At 67.5% G+C, this 22,875-nt stretch carries 17 protein-coding genes and 1 riboswitch; of the genes, 12 read left to right on the top strand and 5 right to left on the bottom strand.

The annotated features are described in order from the left end of the window. Positions 1-21: 21 nt before the first annotated feature. The 3 genes from ACZ3HL_RS34405 to ACZ3HL_RS34395 form a co-directional block, all read right to left on the bottom strand. A complete protein-coding gene (locus ACZ3HL_RS34405) occupies positions 22-717 on the bottom strand; it encodes a TetR/AcrR family transcriptional regulator (protein ID WP_465412406.1) in 696 nt (231 codons plus the stop codon). Beyond that, the gene (locus ACZ3HL_RS34400; RefSeq protein ID WP_465535449.1) at positions 701-1,948 is read right to left on the bottom strand and encodes an FAD-dependent monooxygenase; all 1,248 of its coding nucleotides are present in this window, start codon (positions 1,946-1,948) and stop codon (positions 701-703) included. The genes ACZ3HL_RS34405 and ACZ3HL_RS34400 overlap by 17 nt, the downstream gene beginning before the upstream one ends. Positions 1,949-2,321: 373 nt before the next feature. Beyond that, positions 2,322-3,182 carry an NAD(P)-dependent oxidoreductase gene (locus ACZ3HL_RS34395; protein WP_465535448.1) on the bottom strand — a complete coding sequence of 287 codons (861 nt, stop codon included), beginning with the start codon at positions 3,180-3,182 and terminating at the stop codon, positions 2,322-2,324. A 50-nt stretch (positions 3,183-3,232) separates the two neighbouring features. Between ACZ3HL_RS34395 and ACZ3HL_RS34390 the strand changes: the two genes are divergently transcribed. From ACZ3HL_RS34390 to ACZ3HL_RS34345, 10 genes are all read left to right on the top strand, one after another. Then, a complete protein-coding gene (locus ACZ3HL_RS34390) occupies positions 3,233-3,625 on the top strand; it encodes a MerR family transcriptional regulator (protein ID WP_465535447.1) in 393 nt (130 codons plus the stop codon). Continuing rightward, positions 3,622-4,092, top strand: coding sequence for a tetratricopeptide repeat protein (locus tag ACZ3HL_RS34385; protein WP_465535446.1), 471 nt, complete (start codon positions 3,622-3,624; stop codon positions 4,090-4,092). Before ACZ3HL_RS34390 ends, ACZ3HL_RS34385 begins: the two co-directional genes overlap by 4 nt. Before the next feature lie 116 nt (positions 4,093-4,208). Next, positions 4,209-5,048 (top strand): enoyl-CoA hydratase-related protein, encoded by an 840-nt coding sequence (locus tag ACZ3HL_RS34380; protein WP_465412401.1) that lies wholly within the window; start codon positions 4,209-4,211, stop codon positions 5,046-5,048. Beyond that, complete coding sequence (locus tag ACZ3HL_RS34375; protein ID WP_465535445.1) at positions 5,045-5,653, top strand: acetoacetate decarboxylase family protein; 609 nt, start codon at positions 5,045-5,047, stop codon at positions 5,651-5,653. The genes ACZ3HL_RS34380 and ACZ3HL_RS34375 overlap by 4 nt, the downstream gene beginning before the upstream one ends. A 224-nt stretch (positions 5,654-5,877) precedes the next feature. Further along, positions 5,878-8,850, top strand: a complete 2,973-nt coding sequence (locus ACZ3HL_RS34370) for a ribonucleoside-diphosphate reductase subunit alpha (protein WP_465535444.1) — start codon at positions 5,878-5,880, stop codon at positions 8,848-8,850. Between the two features lie 67 nt (positions 8,851-8,917). Then, positions 8,918-9,994 (top strand): ribonucleotide-diphosphate reductase subunit beta, encoded by a 1,077-nt coding sequence (locus tag ACZ3HL_RS34365; RefSeq protein ID WP_465412399.1) that lies wholly within the window; start codon positions 8,918-8,920, stop codon positions 9,992-9,994. A 276-nt stretch (positions 9,995-10,270) separates the two neighbouring features. After that, a riboswitch (cobalamin riboswitch) is annotated at positions 10,271-10,493 on the top strand. 101 nt (positions 10,494-10,594) lie between these two features. Further along, positions 10,595-12,868 carry a 5-methyltetrahydropteroyltriglutamate--homocysteine S-methyltransferase gene (gene metE, locus ACZ3HL_RS34360; protein WP_465535443.1) on the top strand — a complete coding sequence of 758 codons (2,274 nt, stop codon included), beginning with the start codon at positions 10,595-10,597 and terminating at the stop codon, positions 12,866-12,868. Between the two features lie 141 nt (positions 12,869-13,009). After that, positions 13,010-14,455: a cytochrome P450 gene (locus ACZ3HL_RS34355; protein ID WP_465535442.1), complete on the top strand. Its 1,446-nt coding sequence runs from the start codon at positions 13,010-13,012 to the stop codon at positions 14,453-14,455. A 209-nt stretch (positions 14,456-14,664) separates the two neighbouring features. Next, positions 14,665-16,512: a putative bifunctional diguanylate cyclase/phosphodiesterase gene (locus tag ACZ3HL_RS34350; RefSeq protein WP_465535441.1), complete on the top strand. Its 1,848-nt coding sequence runs from the start codon at positions 14,665-14,667 to the stop codon at positions 16,510-16,512. Positions 16,513-16,579: 67 nt separating this feature from the next. Beyond that, positions 16,580-17,044, top strand: coding sequence for a peroxiredoxin (locus ACZ3HL_RS34345; protein WP_192745182.1), 465 nt, complete (start codon positions 16,580-16,582; stop codon positions 17,042-17,044). Here ACZ3HL_RS34345 and ACZ3HL_RS34340 read toward each other — a convergent pair. Both ACZ3HL_RS34340 and ACZ3HL_RS34335 read right to left on the bottom strand, forming a co-directional pair. Continuing rightward, the gene (locus ACZ3HL_RS34340; RefSeq protein ID WP_465535501.1) at positions 17,031-17,561 is read right to left on the bottom strand and encodes a GNAT family N-acetyltransferase; all 531 of its coding nucleotides are present in this window, start codon (positions 17,559-17,561) and stop codon (positions 17,031-17,033) included. The two genes, ACZ3HL_RS34345 and ACZ3HL_RS34340, sit on opposite strands and share 14 nt — an antisense overlap. Positions 17,562-18,977: 1,416 nt before the next feature. Continuing rightward, the gene (locus ACZ3HL_RS34335; RefSeq protein ID WP_465535440.1) at positions 18,978-20,162 is read right to left on the bottom strand and encodes a helix-turn-helix domain-containing protein; all 1,185 of its coding nucleotides are present in this window, start codon (positions 20,160-20,162) and stop codon (positions 18,978-18,980) included. 995 nt (positions 20,163-21,157) lie between these two features. Here ACZ3HL_RS34335 and ACZ3HL_RS34330 point away from each other — a divergent pair. Both ACZ3HL_RS34330 and ACZ3HL_RS34325 read left to right on the top strand, forming a co-directional pair. Further along, positions 21,158-22,120, top strand: coding sequence for a replication-relaxation family protein (locus ACZ3HL_RS34330; RefSeq protein ID WP_465535439.1), 963 nt, complete (start codon positions 21,158-21,160; stop codon positions 22,118-22,120). Further along, positions 22,117-22,788 carry a hypothetical protein gene (locus ACZ3HL_RS34325; RefSeq protein WP_465535438.1) on the top strand — a complete coding sequence of 224 codons (672 nt, stop codon included), beginning with the start codon at positions 22,117-22,119 and terminating at the stop codon, positions 22,786-22,788. Before ACZ3HL_RS34330 ends, ACZ3HL_RS34325 begins: the two co-directional genes overlap by 4 nt. Positions 22,789-22,875: the final 87 nt, after the last annotated feature.

The following is a 22,875-nucleotide window of genomic DNA, read 5'->3' as shown; positions in this document are numbered from 1 at the left end:
GATTGTTTTGCGGAGACGAGCTCAGCCGGAGATGATGTCCAGCGCGACGGACCGGCCACCCTCCAGCGAGCGGATGCCTTCTTCCGCCGCCAGCTTCACTTGCTCCGGCGTGGCCCGCTCGGGGCCGAGAAGCGCGGTGATGGACGCGGCGAACACCCGGGCGGGGTCGTCGACCGGCAGCCTGCCCTTGAGCGAAGGGGCCGCCGTTAGGAAACCGGCGAGGAGGGCCTGCAACGCGAAGGCCTGATCGGCCACGTCCCAGTCGTCCCTGGCGAGGTCGTGCCGCCGCCAGATGGGCAGGATGTGATGCAGGAACGCGCCCGCCCCCAGCGTTTCGAGCAGGGTCGCCGATCGAGGGTCGTCGGCGAGGACGCCGAGCAGGACGTCGTCGCCGGTCTGCAGCGCGTTGACGTACGGATGCCGGGCCGCGACCTCCAGCATGTTCGGGCCGAGCCGCGACGGCCGGGCCAGCTCGGGGTCCGCGGTGACCGCCGCGACGACCTCGTCGGCGAGCGCGATGAAATCGCGGCTGATCAGGCCGAGCAGCAGGTCTTCCTTGGTCTTCCAGTAAAGGTAGACGGTGCCCTTGCCGACATGGGCCTTGGTGGCGACCTCCGCGATGGTGACGCCCTTGCTGCCCCGGCCCAGGAGCAGTTCGCCCGCCGCCGCCAGGATGCGTGCCGCCTTGGGCGAGCCGTGTTCAGGCAATTCCGCCAACTGAGGTCCTTTCCGGTATCGCGCCGACGATATCCGCATTCTTGTACAGCGCGATCTCGTCGAGCCGCATGATCCGGTCGGTCAGCCGTTTGCCGAGCTTGAAGCGGCTCAGCACCGGCACCGCGCGCCGGAGCAGAAGCTGCGCCCGGTTGTCCACGACGAAGATCTTGCGGTCGGCGAACGCGCCGTCCTGGTAGTGATCGACGTAGGGCCGCAGTGCTCGTTCCCATTCGGAGAGGGCGGTGCCGAGGTCACCGGGGTACCGCTCCAGCATGCCGCCGAGCAGATCGGCTCCGGTGAGCCCGGACGAGACACCCATTCCGGCGTAGAGCGTGACGCACCAGGCGGCGTCACCCATCAGGACGACGCGTCCCTGGTGCCACCGGCCCAGGCGCACCTGCTCGACCGAGTCGAACAGGACGTCGTCGGCGGACTCGAGCGCGCCGACGACGTCGCCGAGCACCTTTCCCAGCGGTCGCGGGCCGAACGCCGCCCGCACACGTTCCGCGGGTGGCCGGGTGAACTCGGCGTCGACGTCGTCGGTGCGGTAGGTCAGCATGATCGTCGGGTCGTGGTCGGAAAACGCGAAGACCCACATCGAGCGGTCCGGTTCGAGCAGCGTGGCACCCTGGCCGGGGGCGAGACCGGCGGGCGTGCCGGTGTACTGGAAGGCCGCGACCATGTAGCCCATCCGCCGCAAATACCTCTCGTGCGGGCCGAACACCAGTGACCGCACCGTGGACCGCAGCCCGTCCGCGCCGACGACGAGGTCGAAGCGTTCCGTCGTCGCGGTGTTCGAAGCGGTGTCGAGCAAGGTGACGTCGACACCGTCGGCGTCCTGCTCGATGGCGGCGGGGACGGTCGAGTACCGGATCTCCACGTCGTCGGGGAGAACGGCGAAGGCGGCCTTCTCGACGTCACTCCGCAGCATCATCCAGGGCTTGCCGGGCAGGTCGGCGTACGACATACCCGGGCGGCTCGAGCCGTCACGGGCGAGGTCGAGACCCTGCGCCAGCGAGGCACGGTCGTGGATGGCGCCGGCCATGCCCAGCCTGGTCGCGGCGGCCTGGCCGGCTCCGAACAGGGCGACGAAGTACCCGCCGGAACGCCTTTCCGGCGCTTTTTCGATCAGCACGGTCCGCCATCCGGCCTTGCGCAGTCGCGCCGCCGTGGCGATCCCGCTGACACCCATTCCGACGACGAGTACCCGTCCCGCTTCGCTCTCGGTCATACGTCCGAACATACTGACCAAAACGTTCAGTTGGTCAGTATGTTGTCCGGGTCACAGCCGTGTCGTCCGCCCAGTCACGCGTGTCGTCCGCCTGATCACACGTGTCGTCCGCCCAGTCACGTGAAGCTCCCGATTCGGCCCACGAGGGATAGGCGAACGTGCCCTGGCGGGTGGGCGGTCCGGTCGCGGGTCTCGTCGGCGCTCGTGTCGCGAAACCACCTCGGCAGGCCGCAGGCGTTGCGAAAGCCACTTTCGCAACGTTGAAGGTTGCGAAAGTGGCTTTCGCAACACGCCACTTTCACCGCTCCCGCCCCACAGGCCCGGACGGACGGCTCGCGTGATCAGACGGCAGACACGGTCGCCCCGCCCCTCTTCACTCCCCCGCTCGCTCGAATTCCCGGATCAGCACCGGGTACTGCTCCCCGCCGTGCCCGGCGGCGATCGCGCGGTCGGCCATCGCCTTGATCAGCTTCGGCAGTTCGGCGTTCACGCCCAGCGCCTCGCTCTCCTCGACCATGTGCGCCATCGCCCGCGCGTCGGTCTCCAGCGCCGACACCTCGGCCGGGAAGGAACCCTTGTCGATCTGTTCCGCGTAACCGGGCAGCCAGTCCGCCACCCCGGCGGCGATCTGCCGGGCGAAGGGCGCGTACGTCGCGGCGTCGACGCCGGCCGTCTTGAGCATCGCGGTACCGTGGAGCCACGCGTTCAGGACGCTCCACATCATCGTCAGACCGGCGACGTCGTACAGGGAAGCCAGCCCCGGGTCCTCGCCGAGGTGGCTGATCGTGCCGAGCGCGCCGATCTCGAAGTCCGGCCGCGGCCCGCTCAGCAGGATCACCGCGTCCGCGGTCCCGATCGCCGGCGGGACGGCCATGATCGCGCCGTCCACGTACCGGGCGCCCCGTTTTTCGGCCCAGGCGGCGGTTTCCCGTGCCTGGGCGGAGTCGCCGGAGGTCAGGTTGACCAGTGTCGTGCCCTCCAGCGCGGCGTCGCCGAGCAGTTCGCGCACGGCGGAATAGTCGGTGAGGCACACGACCGTCACGCCGCCCGCGCCGAGCGCGTCGCCGATCGTGGGCGCGAGTCGCGCGCCTTCGGCCACCAGGGAGTCCGCCTTGGCGGCGGTCCGGTTCCACACGGTGGTGGGATGCCCGGCCTTCAGGAACGCGCGGGCGAGCGCGGTGCCCATGAGACCGAGACCGACGACCGAAATCGGGGTGTTCGTGTTGTCTGTCATGGCACGATCGTCAACGTTGATACCGGTATGAAGGTCAAGTGGGGAAAGCGATGAAGATCGGTGAACTGAGTCACCGGACGGGCGTCAACGCCCACCAGTTGCGCTACTACGAGGCCCAAGGCCTCCTGGAAGCGAGCCGCGGCGCGAACGGTTACCGCGAATACGACGAGACGGCTTTGCTCCGGGTGAAGCAGATCCGCCATCTGCTCGCCGCCGGCCTGTCGTCCGAAGACATCGCGTACCTGCTCCCCTGCGCGATCGGCGAGCAACCCGAGCTGATCGGCTGTCCCGAACTGCTGGCCGCGATGCGCGAGCGGCTCGGACGCGTGGACGAGCAGCTGGCCAAGCTGACCCGGTCGCGTGACGCGCTGGCCGAGTACATCGTCGTGGCCGAGCGTGTCGGCGGCGAGGCATACCCGCCCTTCGACGGCGCCGTCGCGTGAACGAGGCGATCCGGCTACGGGAGCAGGGCACCGACGAGGCACGCCTGCGGTTGATCGAATTGGCCGAGGGGAATCCACGGGACGCCGTGATCGCCTACCAGACCGCGTGGGCGCACGACTCAGCCGGGCTGGAAGCCGAAGCGGCCCCGTTCTACGAACAGGCGCTCGCCGGCGAGGGTCTGTCCACAGAGGACAGGCACGGGGTGTTCGTCGGGCTCGGCAGCACGTATCGCGTCCTCGGCCGGTACGACGAGTCACTCGCGACCCTTCGGCGCGGCCTCGCCGAGTTCCCGGACGACGCGGCACTCAGGACGTTCCTCGCGATGGCGCTCTACAACGTCGGCGAGGCGCGCGAGGCGGCGGGAACCCTGCTGAAGGTGCTCGCGGCGACCAGCGCGGATGACGGAGTCAGGCGATACCGGCGAGCGGTCGAGTACTACGCGGACCATCTGGACGACGTCGAATGAGCCGGTATCGGATCGTCCGTGAAGGAATGTGGACACTCAACGCCCCGATTCCTTCACGGACCCGGATCAGCAGCATCCTTATTGACACCTTGTCAACATAGCCTTACTTTCACGTCATGAGCGCGTACGCCGAAATCACCTACGAGGTCGCCGACCGCATCGCGACGGTCACGCTCAACCGGCCCGAGGCCCGCAACGGCTACACCATCCGCATGGCCGACGAACTCGGCGACGCGATGGACCGGGCCGACCGCGACGAGGACGTCCGCGTGGTGATCCTGACCGGCAACGGCAAGGATTTCTCGGTGGGCGCCGACCTTTCGCAGGGCGGTTTCGACTTCGACCCCGAATCCGGGCCGGACGCGGCGTGGCAGGAGCCGGCGGGACGCTGCTCGAAACGGATCTTCACGATGAACAAGCCGGTGATCGCGGCCCTGCGGGGCGCGGCCGTCGGCGGCGGCATCACGATCACGCTGTCCTGCGACTACCGGCTCGCGTCCACGGACTCCCGGTTCGGCTTCGTGTTCGTCCGCCGCGGGATCTACCCCGAAGGCGCCTCCGCGTGGTTCCTTCCCCGGCTCGTCGGGATGGGCACGGCACTCGACTGGATGATCAGCGGACGCGTCTTCGACGCCGAGGAAGCGAAAACCGCCGGACTGGTCCACAGTGTCCACGAGCCCGAGGAAGTGCTCGCCAAGGCTCGCGAACTGGCGACCGAGATCGCCGCGACCACGTCGCCGGTCTCGGTCGCGGTGACCCGGCAGCTGCTGTACCGGATGGCCAGCGCGGAGTCGCCGTTCCCCGTGCACGAACTGGACTCCCGGCTGATCGGCGGTCTGGGTTCCAGCCCGGACGCGGTCGAAGGGGTCATGTCCTTCCTGCAGAAACGACCACCGGAGTTCTCCATGCGCGTCGACACCGACCAGCCCGCCTACCTGCCGTGGCGGAACTCGTGACCGCCTATCCCCCGGAGCCCTGGAACCTGGCGGGTCAGGCGTACTTGTCGGTCTGGCGTGTCCCGGTGAGCGACCTGCCGGAACTGCCCGGCGGCGTCGAGCCGATCACGCTGGGCGGCCGCGCCCAGGTGTTCACCGCGTGGATCGACTACCAGGAACCCGGACAGCTCCAGTATCACGAACTGCTGGCGACCGTCGCGGTCCGCGGCGAACGCCTCTCCAGCTCCATCACCGACATCTGGGTCGACAGCGAGGTCTCGCTCGCCGGCGGGCGGGCGCTGTGGGGTATCCCCAAGGATCTCGCCGCGCTCGACTTCACCCACGGGCGGACCTTCGCCGCCTCGGCGGCCACCCACGAAGACTGGATCGCCACGGCGGCCTTCACGCCCCGCCCGAGTCTCCCGGTGCGGATGCCCGCGGCCTTCGACGTCGTCCAAATGCTGGACGGCCGTCTCAAAAGGAGCCCCGTCCGGGCGACGGCGCGTCCACGCCCGGCGGCCGCGGACTGGCGGATCAACGAGTCCGGCCCGTTCGCCTTCCTCGCCGGTCAGCGGCCCGCACTGAGCGCCTGCCTGCACGATTTCAAGATCGTCTTCGGCGGTTGACCAGCCGCTCAGCGTGATCGTCTAACCCGCCAGGGTGAGCCGACGACACGCCACCCATTGGGGCACGTGCAGCCTCCGACCCCTACATGTAGTCTCTGGGAACCGGCACCGCCCAGCGACGGGGAGACCGCTCGGGAGCGGTGGTCGGACAGCTTTGTGAACGTGCAGCGCACGGCCTTGCGAGGCCTTGTGGTGCTTCAACGCGCCCTTTTTTGGAGACACGCATGTCAGTGGAAACCGGTCAGCGGCCACCTTCGTCCTCGGACACCACGCCCGCGACCGTGCGGGTCATCCGGCGGGACGGCAGCGTGTCCCCCTTCGACGCGAACAAGATCTCGGTCGCCGTGACCAAGGCCTTCCTCGCCGTCGAGGGCGGTGACGCGGCCGCCTCGTCGCGGATCCACCACCTGGTCAAGGACTTGACCGAGCAGATCGAGACCACCCTGCTCCGCCACGCCGGTCCCGAGACCGCGCTGCACATCGAGCAGATCCAGGACATCGTCGAGCTCGCGCTGATGCGCGGCGAGCACCACAAGGTCGCCCGCGCGTACGTGCTGTACCGCGACGAGCGCGCGAAGGCCCGCGAGGCCGAGAAGCCTGCCTCGTCCGACGTCGCCATCAGCGTCAAGGCCGCCGACGGCTCGCTCCGCCCGCTCGACTGGGCCCGCGTCTCGCACGTCGTCGGCGAGGCCGTCGCCGGTCTCGAAGACGTTTCGGCCGAGCCGGTGCTGGCCGAGACCAAGCGCAACGTCTACGACGGCATCAGCGCCGACGAACTCGCCCTCGCCCAGATCATGGCCGCGCGCGTGCTCGTCGAGCAGGAGCCGAACTACTCCTACGTCAGTGCCCGGCTGCTCGCGGACAAGCTCCGCGGCGAGGCGCTCAGCTACCTCGCGGGCGTGCCGCAGCAGGCCAGCCAGGACGAGATGACCGCGCGGTACCCGCAGTACTTCCGGGATTACCTCAAGCGCGCCATCGAGCTGGAGCTGATCAACCCCGAGCTGCAGACCTTCGACCTGGACAAGATCACCGCGGCCATCCGCGCCGAGCGTGACCTCGACTTCGGCTTCCTCGGCCTGCAGACCCTGTACGACCGGTACTTCCAGCACCACGACGGTGTCCGCTTCGAGCTGCCGCAGGCGTTCTTCATGCGCGTCGCGATGGGCCTGGCGATCCGCGAGGACGACCGGGAAGCCCGCGCGATCGAGTTCTACGAGCTGCTTTCGACGTTCCACTTCATGGCGTCCACCCCGACGCTGTTCAACTCGGGCACCACGCGCCCGCAGCTGTCGTCCTGCTTCCTGACCACCGTCGACGACGACCTGGACTCGATCTTCCAGGCGTACAAGAACAACGCGCTGCTGGCGAAGTACTCGGGCGGCCTCGGCAACGACTGGACCCCGGTCCGCGGCCTCGGCGCGCACATCAAGGGCACCAACGGCCAGTCGCAGGGTGTCGTGCCGTTCCTCAAGATCGCCAACGACACCGCGGTCGCGGTGAACCAGGGCGGCAAGCGCAAGGGCGCGGCCTGCGCGTACCTCGAGACCTGGCACGTGGACATCGAGGAATTCCTCGACCTGCGCAAGAACACCGGTGACGACCGCCGTCGCACGCACGACATGAACACCGCGAACTGGGTGCCGGACGAGTTCCTGCGCCGCGTCGAGGCCGACGCGCAGTGGACGCTGTTCTCGCCGAACGAGACCCCGGACCTGCACGACCTCTACGGCAACGCGTTCGCCGAGCGCTACCGCGAGTACGAGGCCGCCGCCGAGCGTGGCGAGCTGAAGGTGTTCCGCAAGGTCCGCGCGGTCGACCTGTGGCGCCGCATGCTGACGATGCTGTTCGAGACCGGCCACCCGTGGATCACCTTCAAGGACCCGTGCAACCTGCGTTCGCCGCAGCAGCACGTGGGTGTCGTGCACTCGTCCAACCTGTGCACCGAGATCACGCTGAACACCACCACCGACGAGGTCGCGGTCTGCAACCTCGGCTCGGTGAACCTGCTCAAGCACGTCACCCCCGAGGGCCTCGACACCAAGCGCCTCGAGAAGACCGTGCGCACGGCCGTCCGCATGCTCGACAACGTGATCGACATCAACTTCTACACGATCCCGGAGGCGCGCCGCTCCAACCTGCGTCACCGCCCGATCGGGCTGGGCCTGATGGGCTTCCAGGACGCGCTGTTCGAGATCGGTGTCCCGCTGTCCTCGGACGAGGCGGTCCAGTTCGCGGACACGAGCATGGAGCACATCAGCTACTACGCGATCTCGGCCTCGACCGACCTCGCGGAGGAACGCGGCCAGTACCAGACGTTCGAGGGTTCCTTGTGGAGCAAGGGAATCCTGCCGATCGACTCCATGCAGCTGCTGATCGACGCCCGCCAGGGCGACGCGCTCGACGTCGACACCTCGTCCACTTTGGACTGGGCGCCGCTGCGCGAGCGGGTCAAGACCGTCGGTATGCGCAACTCCAACGTGATGGCGATCGCGCCGACCGCGACGATCTCCAACATCTGCGGGGTCGGGCAGTCGATCGAGCCGCTGTTCCAGAACCTGTTCGTCAAGTCGAACATGTCCGGCGACTTCACCGTGGTGAACCCGCACCTGGTCCGCTCGCTCAAGGAGCGCGGGCTGTGGGACGAGGTCATGGTGTCGGACCTGAAGTACTTCGACGGCAGCCTCGGCCAGATCGACCGCGTGCCGGACGACCTGAAGGCGCTGTACGCGACCGCGTTCGAGATCGAGTCCAAGTGGCTGGTGGACGCCGGCTCGCGTCGGCAGAAGTGGATCGACCAGGCGCAGTCGCTGAACCTGTACATCGCGGCGCCCAGCGGCCGCAAGCTCGACGAGCTGTACCGCTACGCCTGGCACAAGGGCCTCAAGACCACGTACTACCTGCGGGCGCGGTCCGCGACGCACGTGGAGAAGAGCACCCTGCGCGGCACTGACGGCAAGCTGAACGCCGTCTCGGCCACCCCGGCTCCGGCCACACCCAAGCCCGCCGCCGCTCCGGCCCCGGCTCCCGCCGCTTCGCCCGCCCCGTCGGCTTCCGCCGCGGTCCCGGCCGTCCCGGTGACCGCCCCGGCCGCCAAGCCGGAGCCGAAGGAGATGCCGAAGGTCTCGGACGTCGACTTCGTCGCCACCGACGGCGCGGCCTGCCGGATCGACGACCCCGACTGCGAAGCCTGCCAGTAAACATCCTCGTGAGTGGTAAGGGCGGTTCTAACCGTCCTTACCACTCACGACGCCTCTTGGAGCCTCTATGACCACCTTTGACCCCGCCACCGACGCCACCGGCCTCGGTGAGATCGAAGTCGGCGCCGCCCGGATCAACGTCGACGACAAGCGGATGATCAACGCCCGCGCCGACGTCAACCAGCTGCTGCCGATGAAGTACACCTGGGCGTGGGAGAAGTACCTCGCCGGCTGCAACAACCACTGGATGCCGACCGAGGTCGCCATGCAGGCCGACATCGCGCTGTGGAAGTCGCCCGACGGCCTCACCGAGGACGAGCGCACCATGCTCAAGCGCAACCTCGGCTTCTTCGCCACCGCGGAATCGCTGGTGGCCAACAACATCGTGCTCGCGGTGTACCGGCAGATCACCAACCCCGAATGCCGCCAGTACCTGCTGCGCCAGGCGTTCGAGGAAGCCGTGCACACGCACACCTTCCAGTACATCTGCGAGAGCCTCGGCCTGGTCGAGGGCGAGCTGTTCAACATGTACCGCGAGGTCCCGTCCATTTCGGACAAGGACGCGTGGGCACTGAAGTACACGCAGAACCTGGAGAACCCGGACTTCGAGACCGGCACCCCGGAAGCCGACCAGAACTTCCTGCGTGACCTCGTCGCGTTCTACGTGATCTTCGAGGGCATGTGGTTCTACACCGGCTTCGCGCAGATCCTCTCGCTCGGCCGCCGGAACAAGATGGTCGGCATCGCCGAGCAGTACCAGTACATCCTGCGCGACGAGTCGATCCACCTGAACTTCGGCATCGACTGCATCAACCAGATCAAGATCGAGAACCCGCACCTGTGGACCGAGGAGTTCCAGGCCGAGGTCCGCACCATGCTCACCGAGGCGTGCGAGCTCGAGGTCGCCTACGCCCGTGACACCATGCCGCGCGGCATGCTCGGGCTCTCGGCCGAGCTGATCGAGCAGTACATGCACTTCATCACCGACCGGCGGGCGCAGCAGATCGGTCTCGCGCCGATCTTCGGCGAGACGGAGAACCCGTTCCCGTGGATGTCGGAGGCGATGGACCTCAAGAAGGAGAAGAACTTCTTCGAGACCCGCGTCATCGAGTACCAGTCGGGCGGCGCCCTCGACTGGGACTGACCCCGCACACGCGACTCGCGTGCTCGAATCGCGAACTCGCGTGATCAGACGCGTAACTCGCGTGATTGAGCGGCGAACTCGCGTGATCAGACGGACGACACGCCGGGCGGCCTCCGCCCGGCGTGTTCCGTCTCCGAACACGCGAGTTACGCCCCCGATCACGAGAGTTCGCCGTTCGATCACGCGAGTCGTCCGTTCAATCACGCGTGTCGTCCGTCTGATCACGCGTGGCGTCCGGTTCGTCACATGTCCAGCGGGCCACTAGCGCGTCTCGGTACGCTCCGGGGTGCTACTGGTTCGCCCGGCCTCCCCGGCCGGTCGAGGTAACAGGGAACCCGGTGCGAATCCGGGACTGCCCCGCAGCGGTATGTGGGAACGAAAGCCGTCACCGTGTGAGACACGGTAAAGCACTGGGACATGGCGCCCCGGGAAGCGACGGCCGGTAGGAACGAGCGAGTCGCCCACGAGTCCGAAGACCTGCCCGTGGTACGCGCGCCGACGGCGTGCGTGAGTCCGGGCCTCGTGGGATGGGCACGACCGAACGGCGGTCACTCCTGCGCGCGCTCCGGGCTCTCACGACAAGCTCGCGAGGAGAGAGCTGTGACCGAAATCGGCACGACAGTGCTGGGCTACCCCCGCATCGGACCGGACCGGGAACTCAAGCGTTCGCTCGAACGCTACTGGGCGGGCAAGATCGACGAGGCCGAGCTGCTGGCCACCGGCCGCGCGCTGCGCACGCGGGCCTGGCGCGAACTCAAGGACGCGGGGCTGGATTCCGTCCCCTCCAACACCTTCTCCCACTACGACCAGGTGCTCGACACCGCCGAGCTGTTCGGAGCGCTGCCGGAGCGCTTCACGGCACTCGGTCTCTCGCCGCTCGATACCTACTTCGCCGCCGCGCGCGGGGTGCAGGACGCGCCGGCGATGGAGATGACGAAGTGGTTCGACACGAACTACCACTACATCGTCCCCGAACTCGGCCCGGACACGACGTTCTCGCTCACCGGCACCAAACCGCTCGACGAGTACCGCGAGGCTCGCGCGATCGGCGTCGAGACCCGGCCGGTGCTGGTCGGACCGGTGACGTTCCTGCTGCTCGCGAAGCCGTCGGAGACCGCCCCGGAAGGCTTCCGCCCGCTGGACCTGCTCGACAACCTCCTCGACGGCTACGTCGAGCTGCTGCGCCGTCTGCACGACGAAGGCGTCGAATGGGTCCAGTTCGACGAGCCCGCCTTCGCCGCCGACCGCACCGAGCGCGAGCTCAACGCGCTCATCCGCGCCTACCACCGGCTCGCGAAGGAGACCGCGCGACCCAAGATCCTGGTCGCCGGGTACTTCGGTGGCCTCGGTCGCGGCTTGGGCGTGCTCGCCCGCTCCCCGATCGACGCGATCGCCGTCGACCTGGTCACCGATGAGTCCTTTGTGGACGCCGTCGCCGCCGAGCCCGCCCTGCGGGACAAGGAGGTTCTCGCCGGTGTCGTGGACGGGCGCAACGTCTGGCGCACGGATCCGGCTCGCGCGCTCAGCCGGGCGGCGACTCTGCTGGGCACCGCGCGGTCGGTCAGCGTGTCGACGTCCTGCTCGCTGCTGCACGTGCCCTACGACGTCGAGCGGGAGGACGGACTTCACCCGCGTCTGAAGGGCTGGCTCGCCTTCGCCAAGCAGAAGGTCGACGAGGTCGTGCTGCTCGGACGAGCGCTGAAAGAAGAGGGAGTCGACCTCTCCGCCGCCCGTGCCGCGGCCGCGGATCGCGCGGCGGCGGCCGATCTCGCCGACTCCGGAGTGCGCGCCCGGCTGGAGGCACTGCGGCCGGAGGACACCGTCCGCTCCCCCTACGCCCGGCGCGCGGAGGCACAGCAGGCGGCGCTGGGGCTGCCGCCGTTGCCGAGCACGACGATCGGCTCGTTCCCGCAGACCACCGAAGTCCGCAAGGCGCGCGCAGCGCACAAGGCGGGTTCGCTGGACGACACGGGCTACGAGGCCGCGATGAAGGCGGAGATCGAGCGCGTCATCCGGCTGCAGGAGGACCTCGGCCTGGACGTGCTGGTGCACGGCGAGCCCGAGCGCAACGACATGGTGCAGTACTTCGCCGAACGGCTGGCCGGGTTCGCGGCCACCGACTTCGGCTGGGTGCAGTCCTACGGTTCGCGCTGCGTCCGGCCGCCGATCCTGTACGGCGACGTCTCTCGCCCGGAGCCGATGACCGTCGCGTGGGCGCGCTACGCGCAGAGTCTGACCGGCAAACCCGTCAAGGGCATGCTGACCGGTCCGGTGACGATCCTCGCGTGGTCCTTCGTGCGCGACGACCAGCCACTGGGCGAGACCGCCCGGCAGGTGGCGCTGGCCATCCGCGACGAGGTGCACGACCTTCAGGAGGCGGGCATCCGCGTCATCCAGGTGGATGAGCCGGCCCTGCGGGAACTGCTCCCCCTGCGCGCGGCGGCGCATGAGGCGTACTTCGCGTGGGCCGTTTCGTCGTTCCGCCTCGCGACGTCCGGGATCGACGACGCGACGCAGATCCACACGCATATGTGCTACTCGGAATTCGGCGACGTGGTCAAGGCGATCGACGCGCTCGACGCCGACGTCACCAGCATCGAAGCCGCGCGATCGAAGATGGAGGTCGTCACCGACCTCGGCGCGGCGGGCTTCGGCCGCGGCGTCGGGCCGGGCGTCTACGACATCCACTCGCCGCGCGTCCCCGGCGTCGGCGAGGTCGGCGGCCTGCTGCGGACCGCCGTCGGTGCCGTGCCCGCCGAGCGGATCTGGGTCAACCCGGACTGCGGCTTGAAGACCCGCGGCTACGCGGAGGTCGAGCCGGCCCTGCGGAACCTGGTCGAGGCCGCCCGCGTGGTCCGCGCCGAACTGGCCTGAGCCCGGTCCGTGAAGGCCTCCTTCCCTACCCTCAAGGTAGTGAAGGAGGCCTTCACGGAACTTCCATCGAGGTATTGTCAACGCGTCAACAAGGGTGCGATGGTGGAGCGGTAACCGATCTCAGCGGGGAGATGGTCACCCATGGCGAACGCCGTCGAAAAGGTCACCGGGGCGCTGCGCGAGCGGGTCCCGCCGCTCACCTCGATCCCCCTGCCGCGGTCGGTCGACCAGCGCTGGCTCGGCGCGACCTGGCCGGTCCGCGAACTCGCACCCGCCCCGCCGGGTCTCAAACCCGTCCTCGGCGACGAAGGCCCGCCGGTCATCGGGCACGCCCTGGACTTCATGCGCTTCGGCATCGAGTTCGGCCTCAAACGCTACGAGACCTACGGACCGGTGTCGTGGATGGGCGCGTTCGGCCGCCGCATCGTCGCGCTGACGGGCCCGGAGGCCACGCAGATCGCGTTGGTGAACAAGGACAAGGCCTTCTCCCAGGAGGGCTGGAAGTTCTTCATCGAGCAGTTCTTCGACCGCGGCCTGATGCTGCTCGACTTCGGCGAGCACCACCTGCACCGCCGGATCATGCAGGCGGCGTTCACCCGCCAGCGGCTCACCGGCTACGTCGACCAGATGGGACCGGCACTGCGCGAGGGCGTCGCCGCGTGGGCGGACCGGCCGAACCCGCGGATTTACTGGTCCCTCAAGCAACTCACACTCGACGTCGCGACACGTGTCTTCATGGGCATGCGGTCCGGCGAAGACGCGGCTTCGATCAACCGCGCGTTCGTGAACTCCGTGCGCGCCGGCACGGCCATCGTGCGCTTTCCCGTTCCCGGCGGCCGCTGGGCGGCGGGTCTGCACGGCCGCAAGGTCCTCGAACGCTACTTTTCGGCGAACCTGCCCGCGAAACGGGCGAGCGACGGCGACGACCTCTTCACCGCGTTGTGCCACGCCACCACCGAAGACGGTGACCGCTTCACCGACTCCGACGTCGTCAACCACATGATCTTCCTGATGATGGCCGCGCACGACACGTCGACGATCACCAGCGCCGCCGCCGTCTACCACCTCGCCAAGAACCCGGAGTGGCAGGAACGCGCGCGCCAGGAGTCCCTCTCGCTCGGCGACGACGTGCCGGACATCGAGGCGCTGGAGACCCTGACGACGCTGGACCTGGTGATCAAGGAGTCCCTCCGGCTGGTGGCCCCGGTTCCTTCGCTGACAAGGAAGACCGTGAAGGACACCGAGGTCCTTGGGCACTTCATTCCCGAAGGGACACTCGTCGGGGTTTCTCCCACCGTCAACCATTTCTCGCCGGAGCACTGGACCGACCCGATGCGGTTCGACCCGGACCGCTTCGGTGAGGCACGCCGCGAGGACAAGTCGCACCGCTACGCGTGGATGCCGTTCGGCAGCGGCGCGCACAAATGCATCGGCCTGCATTTCGGGACCTTCGAGGTGAAGGCGCTGCTGCACGAGATGCTGCGGGCGTATCGGTGGTCGGTGCCGGAGGACTACACCGCGCGCTGGGACTACGTCTCGCTGCCCGTTCCCGCGGACGGGCTGCCGATCCGTCTGACGGCCCGCTGAAGCCGGACCAATCGGACAACCACGATCGAGTACTCTTGGTAACTTCCGGTCACCACTCGTGTAGCAGCGATCACCCTTTCAGCCGGTAGACACCCCGGATCGCGCATGATGCCGTGGCACTACACCCGGCCGGCTCATACCTAGTGTGGGCCCATGGGCTCGGACACCCGGTCTGAGCTGGCCATCAACCGCGCATGAAGAGGTGAAGTGTGCCCGAACCTGGTTCCGCGCCAGGGTTGGTGGACGTCGCTCGGAGATGGGCCGAGACGCTCGCTGACACTAAAGGAGTATCGCTTCCCAAGGAGCAACTCGAACAGCTGCTGCTCGGTGTCGCCCAGGACGCCGTCCTGGCCGAGCCCGACCATCAGCCCGCCGTGCTGCGCTTCTCCAAGCTCTATTCCGCCTCTCCCGTCGGGATCGCCCTCGCCGACGGCAACGGCACCATCGTGGAGGCGAACGCCGCGCTCGGCCGCCTCCTCGGCTGTCGTCCCGCCTCGCTGCGCGGCCGGGAGATCCCCGATCTCGGCTCCGCCGAACACGACGTCGCCCGCCTCCGGAACGGGCTCGCCCAGCTGATGACGCACGGCCAGCCGACGCAGGAAGAACGTCTGCTGGTGGACCACAGCGAGGAAGGCCCGCTCTGGGTCGACGTGACCCTGACCGATCTGCCGGGTGACCGGCCGGGTTCGACCTATCCGGTGCTGATGGTCTCCGACGCCAACGAAATCCACCTGCTGCAGGAACAACTGCGGCACCAGAACGTGCACGACCCGCTGACCGGCCTGCCCAACGCCACCGCGTTCGGCAACGCCCTCGAAGCCGCGCTGGCCGGGTCCGGCGGCGAGCAGGTCGCGCTCGTGTATCTCGACGTCGACGGTTTCAAGGTGATCAACGACGGTCTCGGGGCCGGCGTGGGTGATCAGGTGCTGCGCGGGGTCGCGAACAAGCTCACGGCCGTGTTCACCGGCAGGCACAACGGTTCGGTCGCCCGGCTGTCCGGTGACGGGTTCGCCGTCCTGCTGCGCGGCGACTTCACCTCGCCCGAGGTGATCTCGCTGGTCGAGCAGGCCCTGGAGGAACTGGTCGAGCCGATCTACGTCGGCGGGCACGGGATCGGGGTCAGCGCGAGCGCGGGCATCGTCGTCCGCCCGGTCGCCGAAGGCGGGCCCGAAGACCTGCTTCGCGCCGCGGAGATCGCCTTGCACCGCGCCAAGGAAGCGGGCAAGGCGCAGTGGATGCTGTTCGATCCGGAACTCGACGCGCGTGACCGGGGCCGCTACCAGCTCGGCGCGGTCATCGCGGGCGCGCTGGAGAACGGCGAGTTCTCGCTGATCTACCAGCCGACGGTGAAGCTCGCGAATCCCGACCAGCTGGCCGCGGTCAACGCCGGATTGCGCTGGAGCCACCCGGAGAAGGGCGAACTCGACTCGGACGAGTTCTATCCGCTCGCGCAGACCACCGGGATGACCATTCCGCTCGGCCGGTGGCTGCTGGCCGAATCGCTCGCCGCCACCGCGCGATGGCGGAACAGGTTCGGTGAAGCCGCGCCCGACGTCTGCGTGCGGCTGCCGAACCGGCTGGCCATCGAGCCCGATCTGGTGCTGCTGGTCAAGGAACAGCTCGACCGGCACAACCTGCCCGCGCAGGCGCTGCGGCTGTGCACGGACCGCGAATCCATCCTCGACGGAGGCGGCGAGGTACTCGACTCCTTCGCCGTACTGGCCGATCTGGGCGCCCAGCTGGTGCTGACCATCTCCGGTTCGGACGATCTCGAGCTGATCCCCCGGCACGGGCTGCCGGTCCGCCACGTGATCCTGTCCGGCGCGGTCGTCGACGCGCTGGCCGACGGCGAGGACGAGGCCGACGTCCGCCACCTGTGCCAGCTGGTCGCCAGGGCCAAGGAGCTGAAACTGCGCATCGGCGCGGAAGGCGTCCACAGCCACGAACAGGCCGAACGGCTGCGGCGGTACGGCGTACTCGCGGCGCGTGGTTCGTTCGTCGCGGATTCCGCGACCGGGGACGAGGTCGACGAGCTCATCGAACGGCACGCCCACTGATCTGTGTTCTCCGGTGAACTCGCCCGGCCAACCTCGGCTCCGCCCACCGACGTGACAGGATCGGTCCATGGACCAAGGTGACATCGCCCCGGACTTCACCCTGCCCGACGACAAGGGCGAGCAGCGCACGCTGTCGGACTTCCTCTCGTCCGGCCCGGTCGTGCTGTTCTTCTACCCCGCCGCGATGACGAGCGGCTGCACCGCGGAAAGCTGTCACTTCCGCGATCTGGCCGCGGAATTCGCCGAGGTGGGCGCGCACCGCGTCGGTATCAGCCCGGACGCCGTCGCCAAGCAGCAGGAGTTCTCGGCCAAACACGGCTTCGACTATCCCCTGCTGTCCGATGTGGACGGTGTGGTGGCGAAACAGTTCGGCGTATGGCGTAAATTCAGCCCGCTGCACGCCAAACGGCACACCTTCGTCATCGACACCGACCGCAAGGTGCTCGAAGTGATCAAGAGCGAGCTGAAGTTCACCGTGCACGCCGACAAGGCGCTCGCCGCCCTGCGGGAGCGCAAGACTAAGAGCGCTTGAGCCGCCAGATCCGGTTGACGCCCGCGCAGGCCGGAGCGAGCGGCGGTTCGGCGGCCTCGTCGCCGATCGTCGTGAACCCCAGCCGCGCGGGCACGGCACCGCTCGCGAGGTTCTTCTCGTCGTGCCGGATCTCGACCTCCGGCGCGCCGAGCCGGAAGGCCTCGGCGGTCAGCAGCCGCGCGGCCCTGGTCGCGTAGCCGCGGCCGGTGTGGTGCCTGCCGAGCCAGTAGCCGATCTCGATCCGGTCCGGATGCGTGATCATGCCGGCGCCGCCGGCGAGGTCTTCCCCGGCGAGGATCGCGAAGTCGTAGGTCTTGCCCTCGGCCCAGTTCTTCGCGGTGTTCTCCAGGAAGTCGGCGGCTTCGCGGCGGCCGTACCCGTAGGCGGCCCAGATCATCCACGCGCCGAGATGCGCGGCCGAATCCCCGGCGACGGCGGCGAGGGTTTCGAGTTGCTCCGGCTGCCAGCGGCGCAGGGTGACGACTTCGTCGGCGAGGGTCTCGGCGGGCGCTTCCATCATGCTCCTCGTGAGTGGTAAGGACGGTTAGAGCTAACCCGGTTTAAGTTACCTACTCGTGACCAGCGGATTTAGCTCTCCTGCCCTGCTTGCCGGGGGCAAGCAGGGCAGGAGAGCACGCGCGAACTTGCTGGCCCGGTTCGGTGCTGCGGGGTGTATCACGGCGATGGGCTTCGGTGGTGACGTGGCAACTGGGTGTTGATAGCGAGGATTAGGGCCTTCGTCGCTCCCCACGGGCGATGTTCTGACCTCAGCCGCCCGCGAATGAGCAGCGGCCAATGTCGGATCGGTCGACTGTCATGAGGTACCACTCTCGCTGGCAATCAAGTCATCGGCTTGCTGGGAATATTCGAAGATCTCGGATTTCAACTCATTGTGATCGTCGTTTGCGACGACCAGAACACGAAGTGTGTAGCCAAGGAATCGTGCATACATTTGAAGCTCGCCAACGTTACTGGCATAAGCAGGGTTGTTCTCCCATCGCCAAACGGTCGATGGGTGAACACCCAGCCGAATTCCTACATAGTTCGTAGTCCAGCCCCGAAACTTCCTGATCCTGCATAGTTGACGCTGAACCCGTACAACTTCCTGCATCGCGTCCCTGTCGTCGTTCGTGTCAGCTGACGGTATCGCACCGCAGGTATTCATGATCTGGTCCTATTCATAGTTCGTTCGCGAGTTTGCAGCCATGCAACTAAAGGCGTTCGCTGGCAATGATTCAGGGCTAGCTCTCCACGGGGGAATCAGGAGGTAGCCGCACGTCAGGACGGCCGCATTTCTGCATGAACCGACGCCATCTAAATGGTGCGCGATGACGTGTCGGTCGCTGCTGATGCCGAATAGCTCGCGCAGCTGACCAGGCTCTCACGTACGCGCGACAGTCCTCGCAGGGGCGGCCGTTCGGCAGGAGCATCGGCGCCGCCAGCACTACGTGACCGCACAATGCCCCGTACCGTCCGCAGGAGTTTTCCGTGCGCGCGCGGAAGAATTCCTCGTCCGTGACCGCATGGTCCAGCCCGTCGCGCTGGCTGCGATGCCAGCAGATATACAGTCCGCCATGTCGCCCCGACCGTGCTCCATGGATCATGGTCGCCACCCCGCGTCCCATGCGCGCAGCATTCGGGCGGCTTCCGCCCAGTCGGCGGCGGTCATCTCCGCGATCATCGTACCGTGACGACGGTTTTCAAGGTCGATTTCACCAGCACGACGACGACCCCGGTTATCGAATCCGAGATCTGTCAGGCCGCTACAACAATAGTTTTCGCGGCCATGCCAAGCATCCGAATTCCGGTCATTCTCATTCCCCCCGCCGCTCGCCGGAGGCGTTCCACCTTCATGCGTAGTCACCTCAACAGTTTCGAGCCGGTCAAGATCCGAAACTTGCCACGGTGGCAAACACTCGAATGGGCTACACGGTTAGACGCGCAAGCCAGCCCGGTACGCCATACCGCGAAGCTCGCGGCCGATAGTTGCTTGTTTAGTGCCCTTGGCGACCAGTTCGGCGAGAACCGAGCGCATGAAGGGGTGGCGGTGAATACGTGCTGGAGAGATCTTCTCTGCCTGGCGGAGCATCAGCACGGCTTCGTCACGGCGTTTCGGGAATCTAGCGAGGGCGCGCCCGTACTCGCGGTAGTAGGCCGACCGCCGCGTTGGCGTTGGGAGCGCATCCGGGTTGACCGTCTCAGCGATCTTGACGGCGTCCGTGTGTTCTCCGGCTTCTAGTGCCACCGACATGCGCCACACGCCTACGTTCGATGGTCCGAAGCCGAACCACAGTGCGTTGTTGCCTTCGCCGACGTGAGCGGCCAGATCGGCCGCATAGTCAAGCGCGGCTACGCGCTGCGTGTTGTCCTTCTGAGCTGCGGACACCAGCGACGATGTGAGACTGAGCATCCCGGACACCTGCATGTCCGCCAAGGTCGCGGTACCAGGAGCTGCATCAGCAAGCGTGCGGGCGGCCATGTCGAAGCCTCCGGCGCCGATCAGTCCGAACGATGTCCCGAAAGCCGACACGGCACCATACAGTGGTTCATCAAGCCGTTCGGCCGCGCGTTGCGCGAGGCTGACGGCTTGCCAAGCGAGGTCCATGCTCGCGCCGATGTCACCAAGCCACGCTTGGGTGCCTTGCACGTGTGTTGCCACCAGCAGCCGGAGAATTTCGCGCTCGTCGCGCCGGGCATCCAGGGTCGCATGGAGGTCCCTGATCAGTTGCGGCAGCAGGGTCCCGACCAGGACGTAGTCACACTCCCTTTGCTTGGCGAGGAGGTCCGAAGCTCGGGCCCTCAAGGCTTCCAGAGGCAGGACTTCCCCACGCGGGTCGCCCATGCTGATGGCGAGAAGTGCGAGTCGTACTTGGTTTAGGGAGTGGTCTTCCTCTAGTTCACCCATGGTCATGGCGGCGGCCCCGGTGATCTCGCTCGGCGCCACTTCGAGAGCGTTGGCGAGGGCGACAAGGAGCGACCGGCGGTCAAGCGCCCGATCGCCGGATTCGAGCCGGGACAGGTACGACGGCGAAATACCAGCCAACCCGGAGATGACCGCTAGCGACTTGCCTTGAGCTTTACGAAGCTCTCGAAGCCTGTTGCCGATCGGCGAGGACATTTCGCATCCCTCATTCGCGGAGTCGCACGCGGAGAACTACCAGACCAGCGTACCCCCGTTTCGTCGTCGACCCGCTCTGTCGCTGCCATCAATCGCGCCCCATCACCCCCATGTCGGGAGAAGTGAACGTGCACCAGGCATTGGTGCTTTCGGGTGATCGCGCTGCGCCCGGTGTCAAAAAACGGCCCGAAAACCGGCCTCTTGCAGCGAAGGGAGGTGGCAAGGCGTCCGCGTCGCCTGAACGTGAAAGAAGTTCTTGGGCAAACCGTGTCTCCAAAACACTGTTTTCTCGGTATTGCCTGGTGAACAAGGAGTTAGGCGGACGGTGCGGCGCATGGTCGGCGTCGTAACTGTGCCGCCCCACCCGCTGGAAAGGGGGACGACTGAGCCGCTGGTAAGGCCGCTTGAGGCGCCCGGCTGGCGGGAGCCCGACCCACTCCCATTAGGAGGGAAACGAAGTATTCGCCAATGCAATGTCCCAAAACAGCGTTTTCTTTGGAGTTAGTCAGTGACAGGTTCCCGCGATAGGAGGTGATCGTCGAAGGCCATAGCGAGGGACAACTAAATAGCTCTATCCCGTCTCGTCTGGTTCGCCGCACGGTTCACGAAAGAGGTTGTTTCTCATGTCTGACAGGAAAACTACGCACACGCCGCAGGGCGCGGTTCCACCCGGCAATGGTTCGCATGGTCGTGGTGGCGGCGGTGCGGATGGGTTGGCGGTTGGTTCAGCGGATGCTTCGGCGTCGGCCCGGCGTTCTATGTCCGCCGCCCCAAACGCCGGGGGTGCTGGTCACGCCTCCCCTGGTACGGCGTGGGTACGGCGGCCCGGTGAGGGAGGCCGACTGAAGGGTTATGAGTCATCATCCACCCGGAAAAAGGTGGGGCCCGCGGGGTCGCCGGCTGCGGCCGCGGGACGGTCGCCGGCCAGGTCGGTCAGGCCCGGCGAACCAGATCCCGGGATCTGGTTCCGCCTGGTCGAACGCGATCGTCGTCTGTTGTGGCTGCTGGCGGAACACCAGGTCCTGACCACCGGGCAGATCGCGTCGGTGGAGTTCTCGTCGCGGCGCCGCGCGCAGGATCGTTTGGCGCGGTTGCGGTCGTTGGGTGTGCTGTTCGCGTTCCGCGACTCGTACATGTTCGGCGGGACCAGTGAGGCCCGCTACGCGCTCGGCTACTCCGGGGCGCGGCTGATCGCCGCCGCGCGGGCGGTGACCCCGCCGACCGCGAAAGCTCACATGCAACGGCTGGAACGGCTCGCGTTCTTGCCGACGTTGACGCATCAGCTCGGGGTGAACGGGTTTTTCTGCGGGCTGGCCGCGCACTCGAACCCCGCCCGCACCGATGGCACGGGGAAGCTGACGCAGTGGTGGCCGGAACGCCGCTCGGCGGAGTTCTTCTGGACCAACCACGGGACCGATGGAGGTGAGGCGCGGGTGCGGCCGGACGGCTACGGCTGCTGGGAGTCCGATGGGCGGGCGGTGCGGTTCTTCCTGGAATACGACACCGGTACCGAGTCGCTGCGGGTGCTGGCCCGCAAGATCGCCGCCTACAGCGCGTTCTACACCGATCGGTTCGGGGTGCTGCTGTTCTCCTTACACTCCGCGCGGCGGGAACAGGCGTTCCGGACGGGGCTGGTGAAGTTCCTCGGTGGACACGATCCGGGCGTGGTGATCGCGACGACCGCGCGGGACCTGCTGGGCGCCGATGATCCGGCTGGCGACGTCTGGGCGTTGTGGTCCGGCCGTGATCACGGTCCGGTCACCCGGCTCACGTTGGCGAATCTGCCCGAACGGGGTCCACGGGTGCGCCACCATGCCCCGGAACTGCCGTATGGGGAAGCGGCGTTCCAGCCGGGCGACAAGGCGATCATGCCGCTACTCAGCGCCTCGCCTCCGTCGCCGCGTGAACCGGCGTGGTGGGACTCCCTGTCCGGTCAGACGCCCCCGAGGTCCGCATGAACCACCATGCCACCACCGACCAGGAAGACGGGCTGACCGTGGCGCGGCTGGCCGAACTGGCTGCCGCCTGTGCTGTCCCGGACGGCGGATTCACGGTCGACCTCACGACCGGGGTCACGCCGTGTGCGGGGTTCGCGGTGTCGGTGCACCCGCAGTACGAGCACGTCACCGACGCACCCGTGACTGCCGACGACCTCGCCGCCTACCTCGCCCGCCACGCCCCCATCCTGCACGTGGCGGGGCGGGCGTTCGGCGGCTGGCACAACCCCGACACCGGACGCGTCTACCTCGACGTGTCCATTGTGGTGCCCACCCTGGCCGAAGCACTCGATCACGGACGCGCCGCCCGCCAGATATCCGTCTACGACCTCGCGACCGGGGCATGCGTCGACGTGCCCGCCGACCCCGCTACCTGCCCTGGAAAGGAGACGCCAGCCGAAACCATATCGCCGATTCCCGCACCACGCGCCGAGAGGACACCGCCACCATGCCCACCCGGCAACCACGCCCGCACCGCCACCTCAAGACCACCCAGCAAGCCACCCGCAGGAGGGAAACCTACGCCGAAGAACAGGCCCGGCTCGACGCCGAAGCGGTCGACCGGTGGGCCGCGAAAGTCGCCGACCTCCCGCCGCTCACCGAAGAACGGATCACCTCACTCGCGGTGATCCTTAACCGCATCGACAAACGCCGCCACGCCGCCAACGCTGAGAGGAACGACGAAAGCCGCCGTGCGGCCTGACACACCGACGACC

The sequence above is a fragment of the Amycolatopsis sp. NPDC000009 genome, from assembly GCF_055563465.1.
Note: the sequence above shows the minus strand (reverse complement) of the source record. Positions and strands in the feature narration are given on the sequence as shown.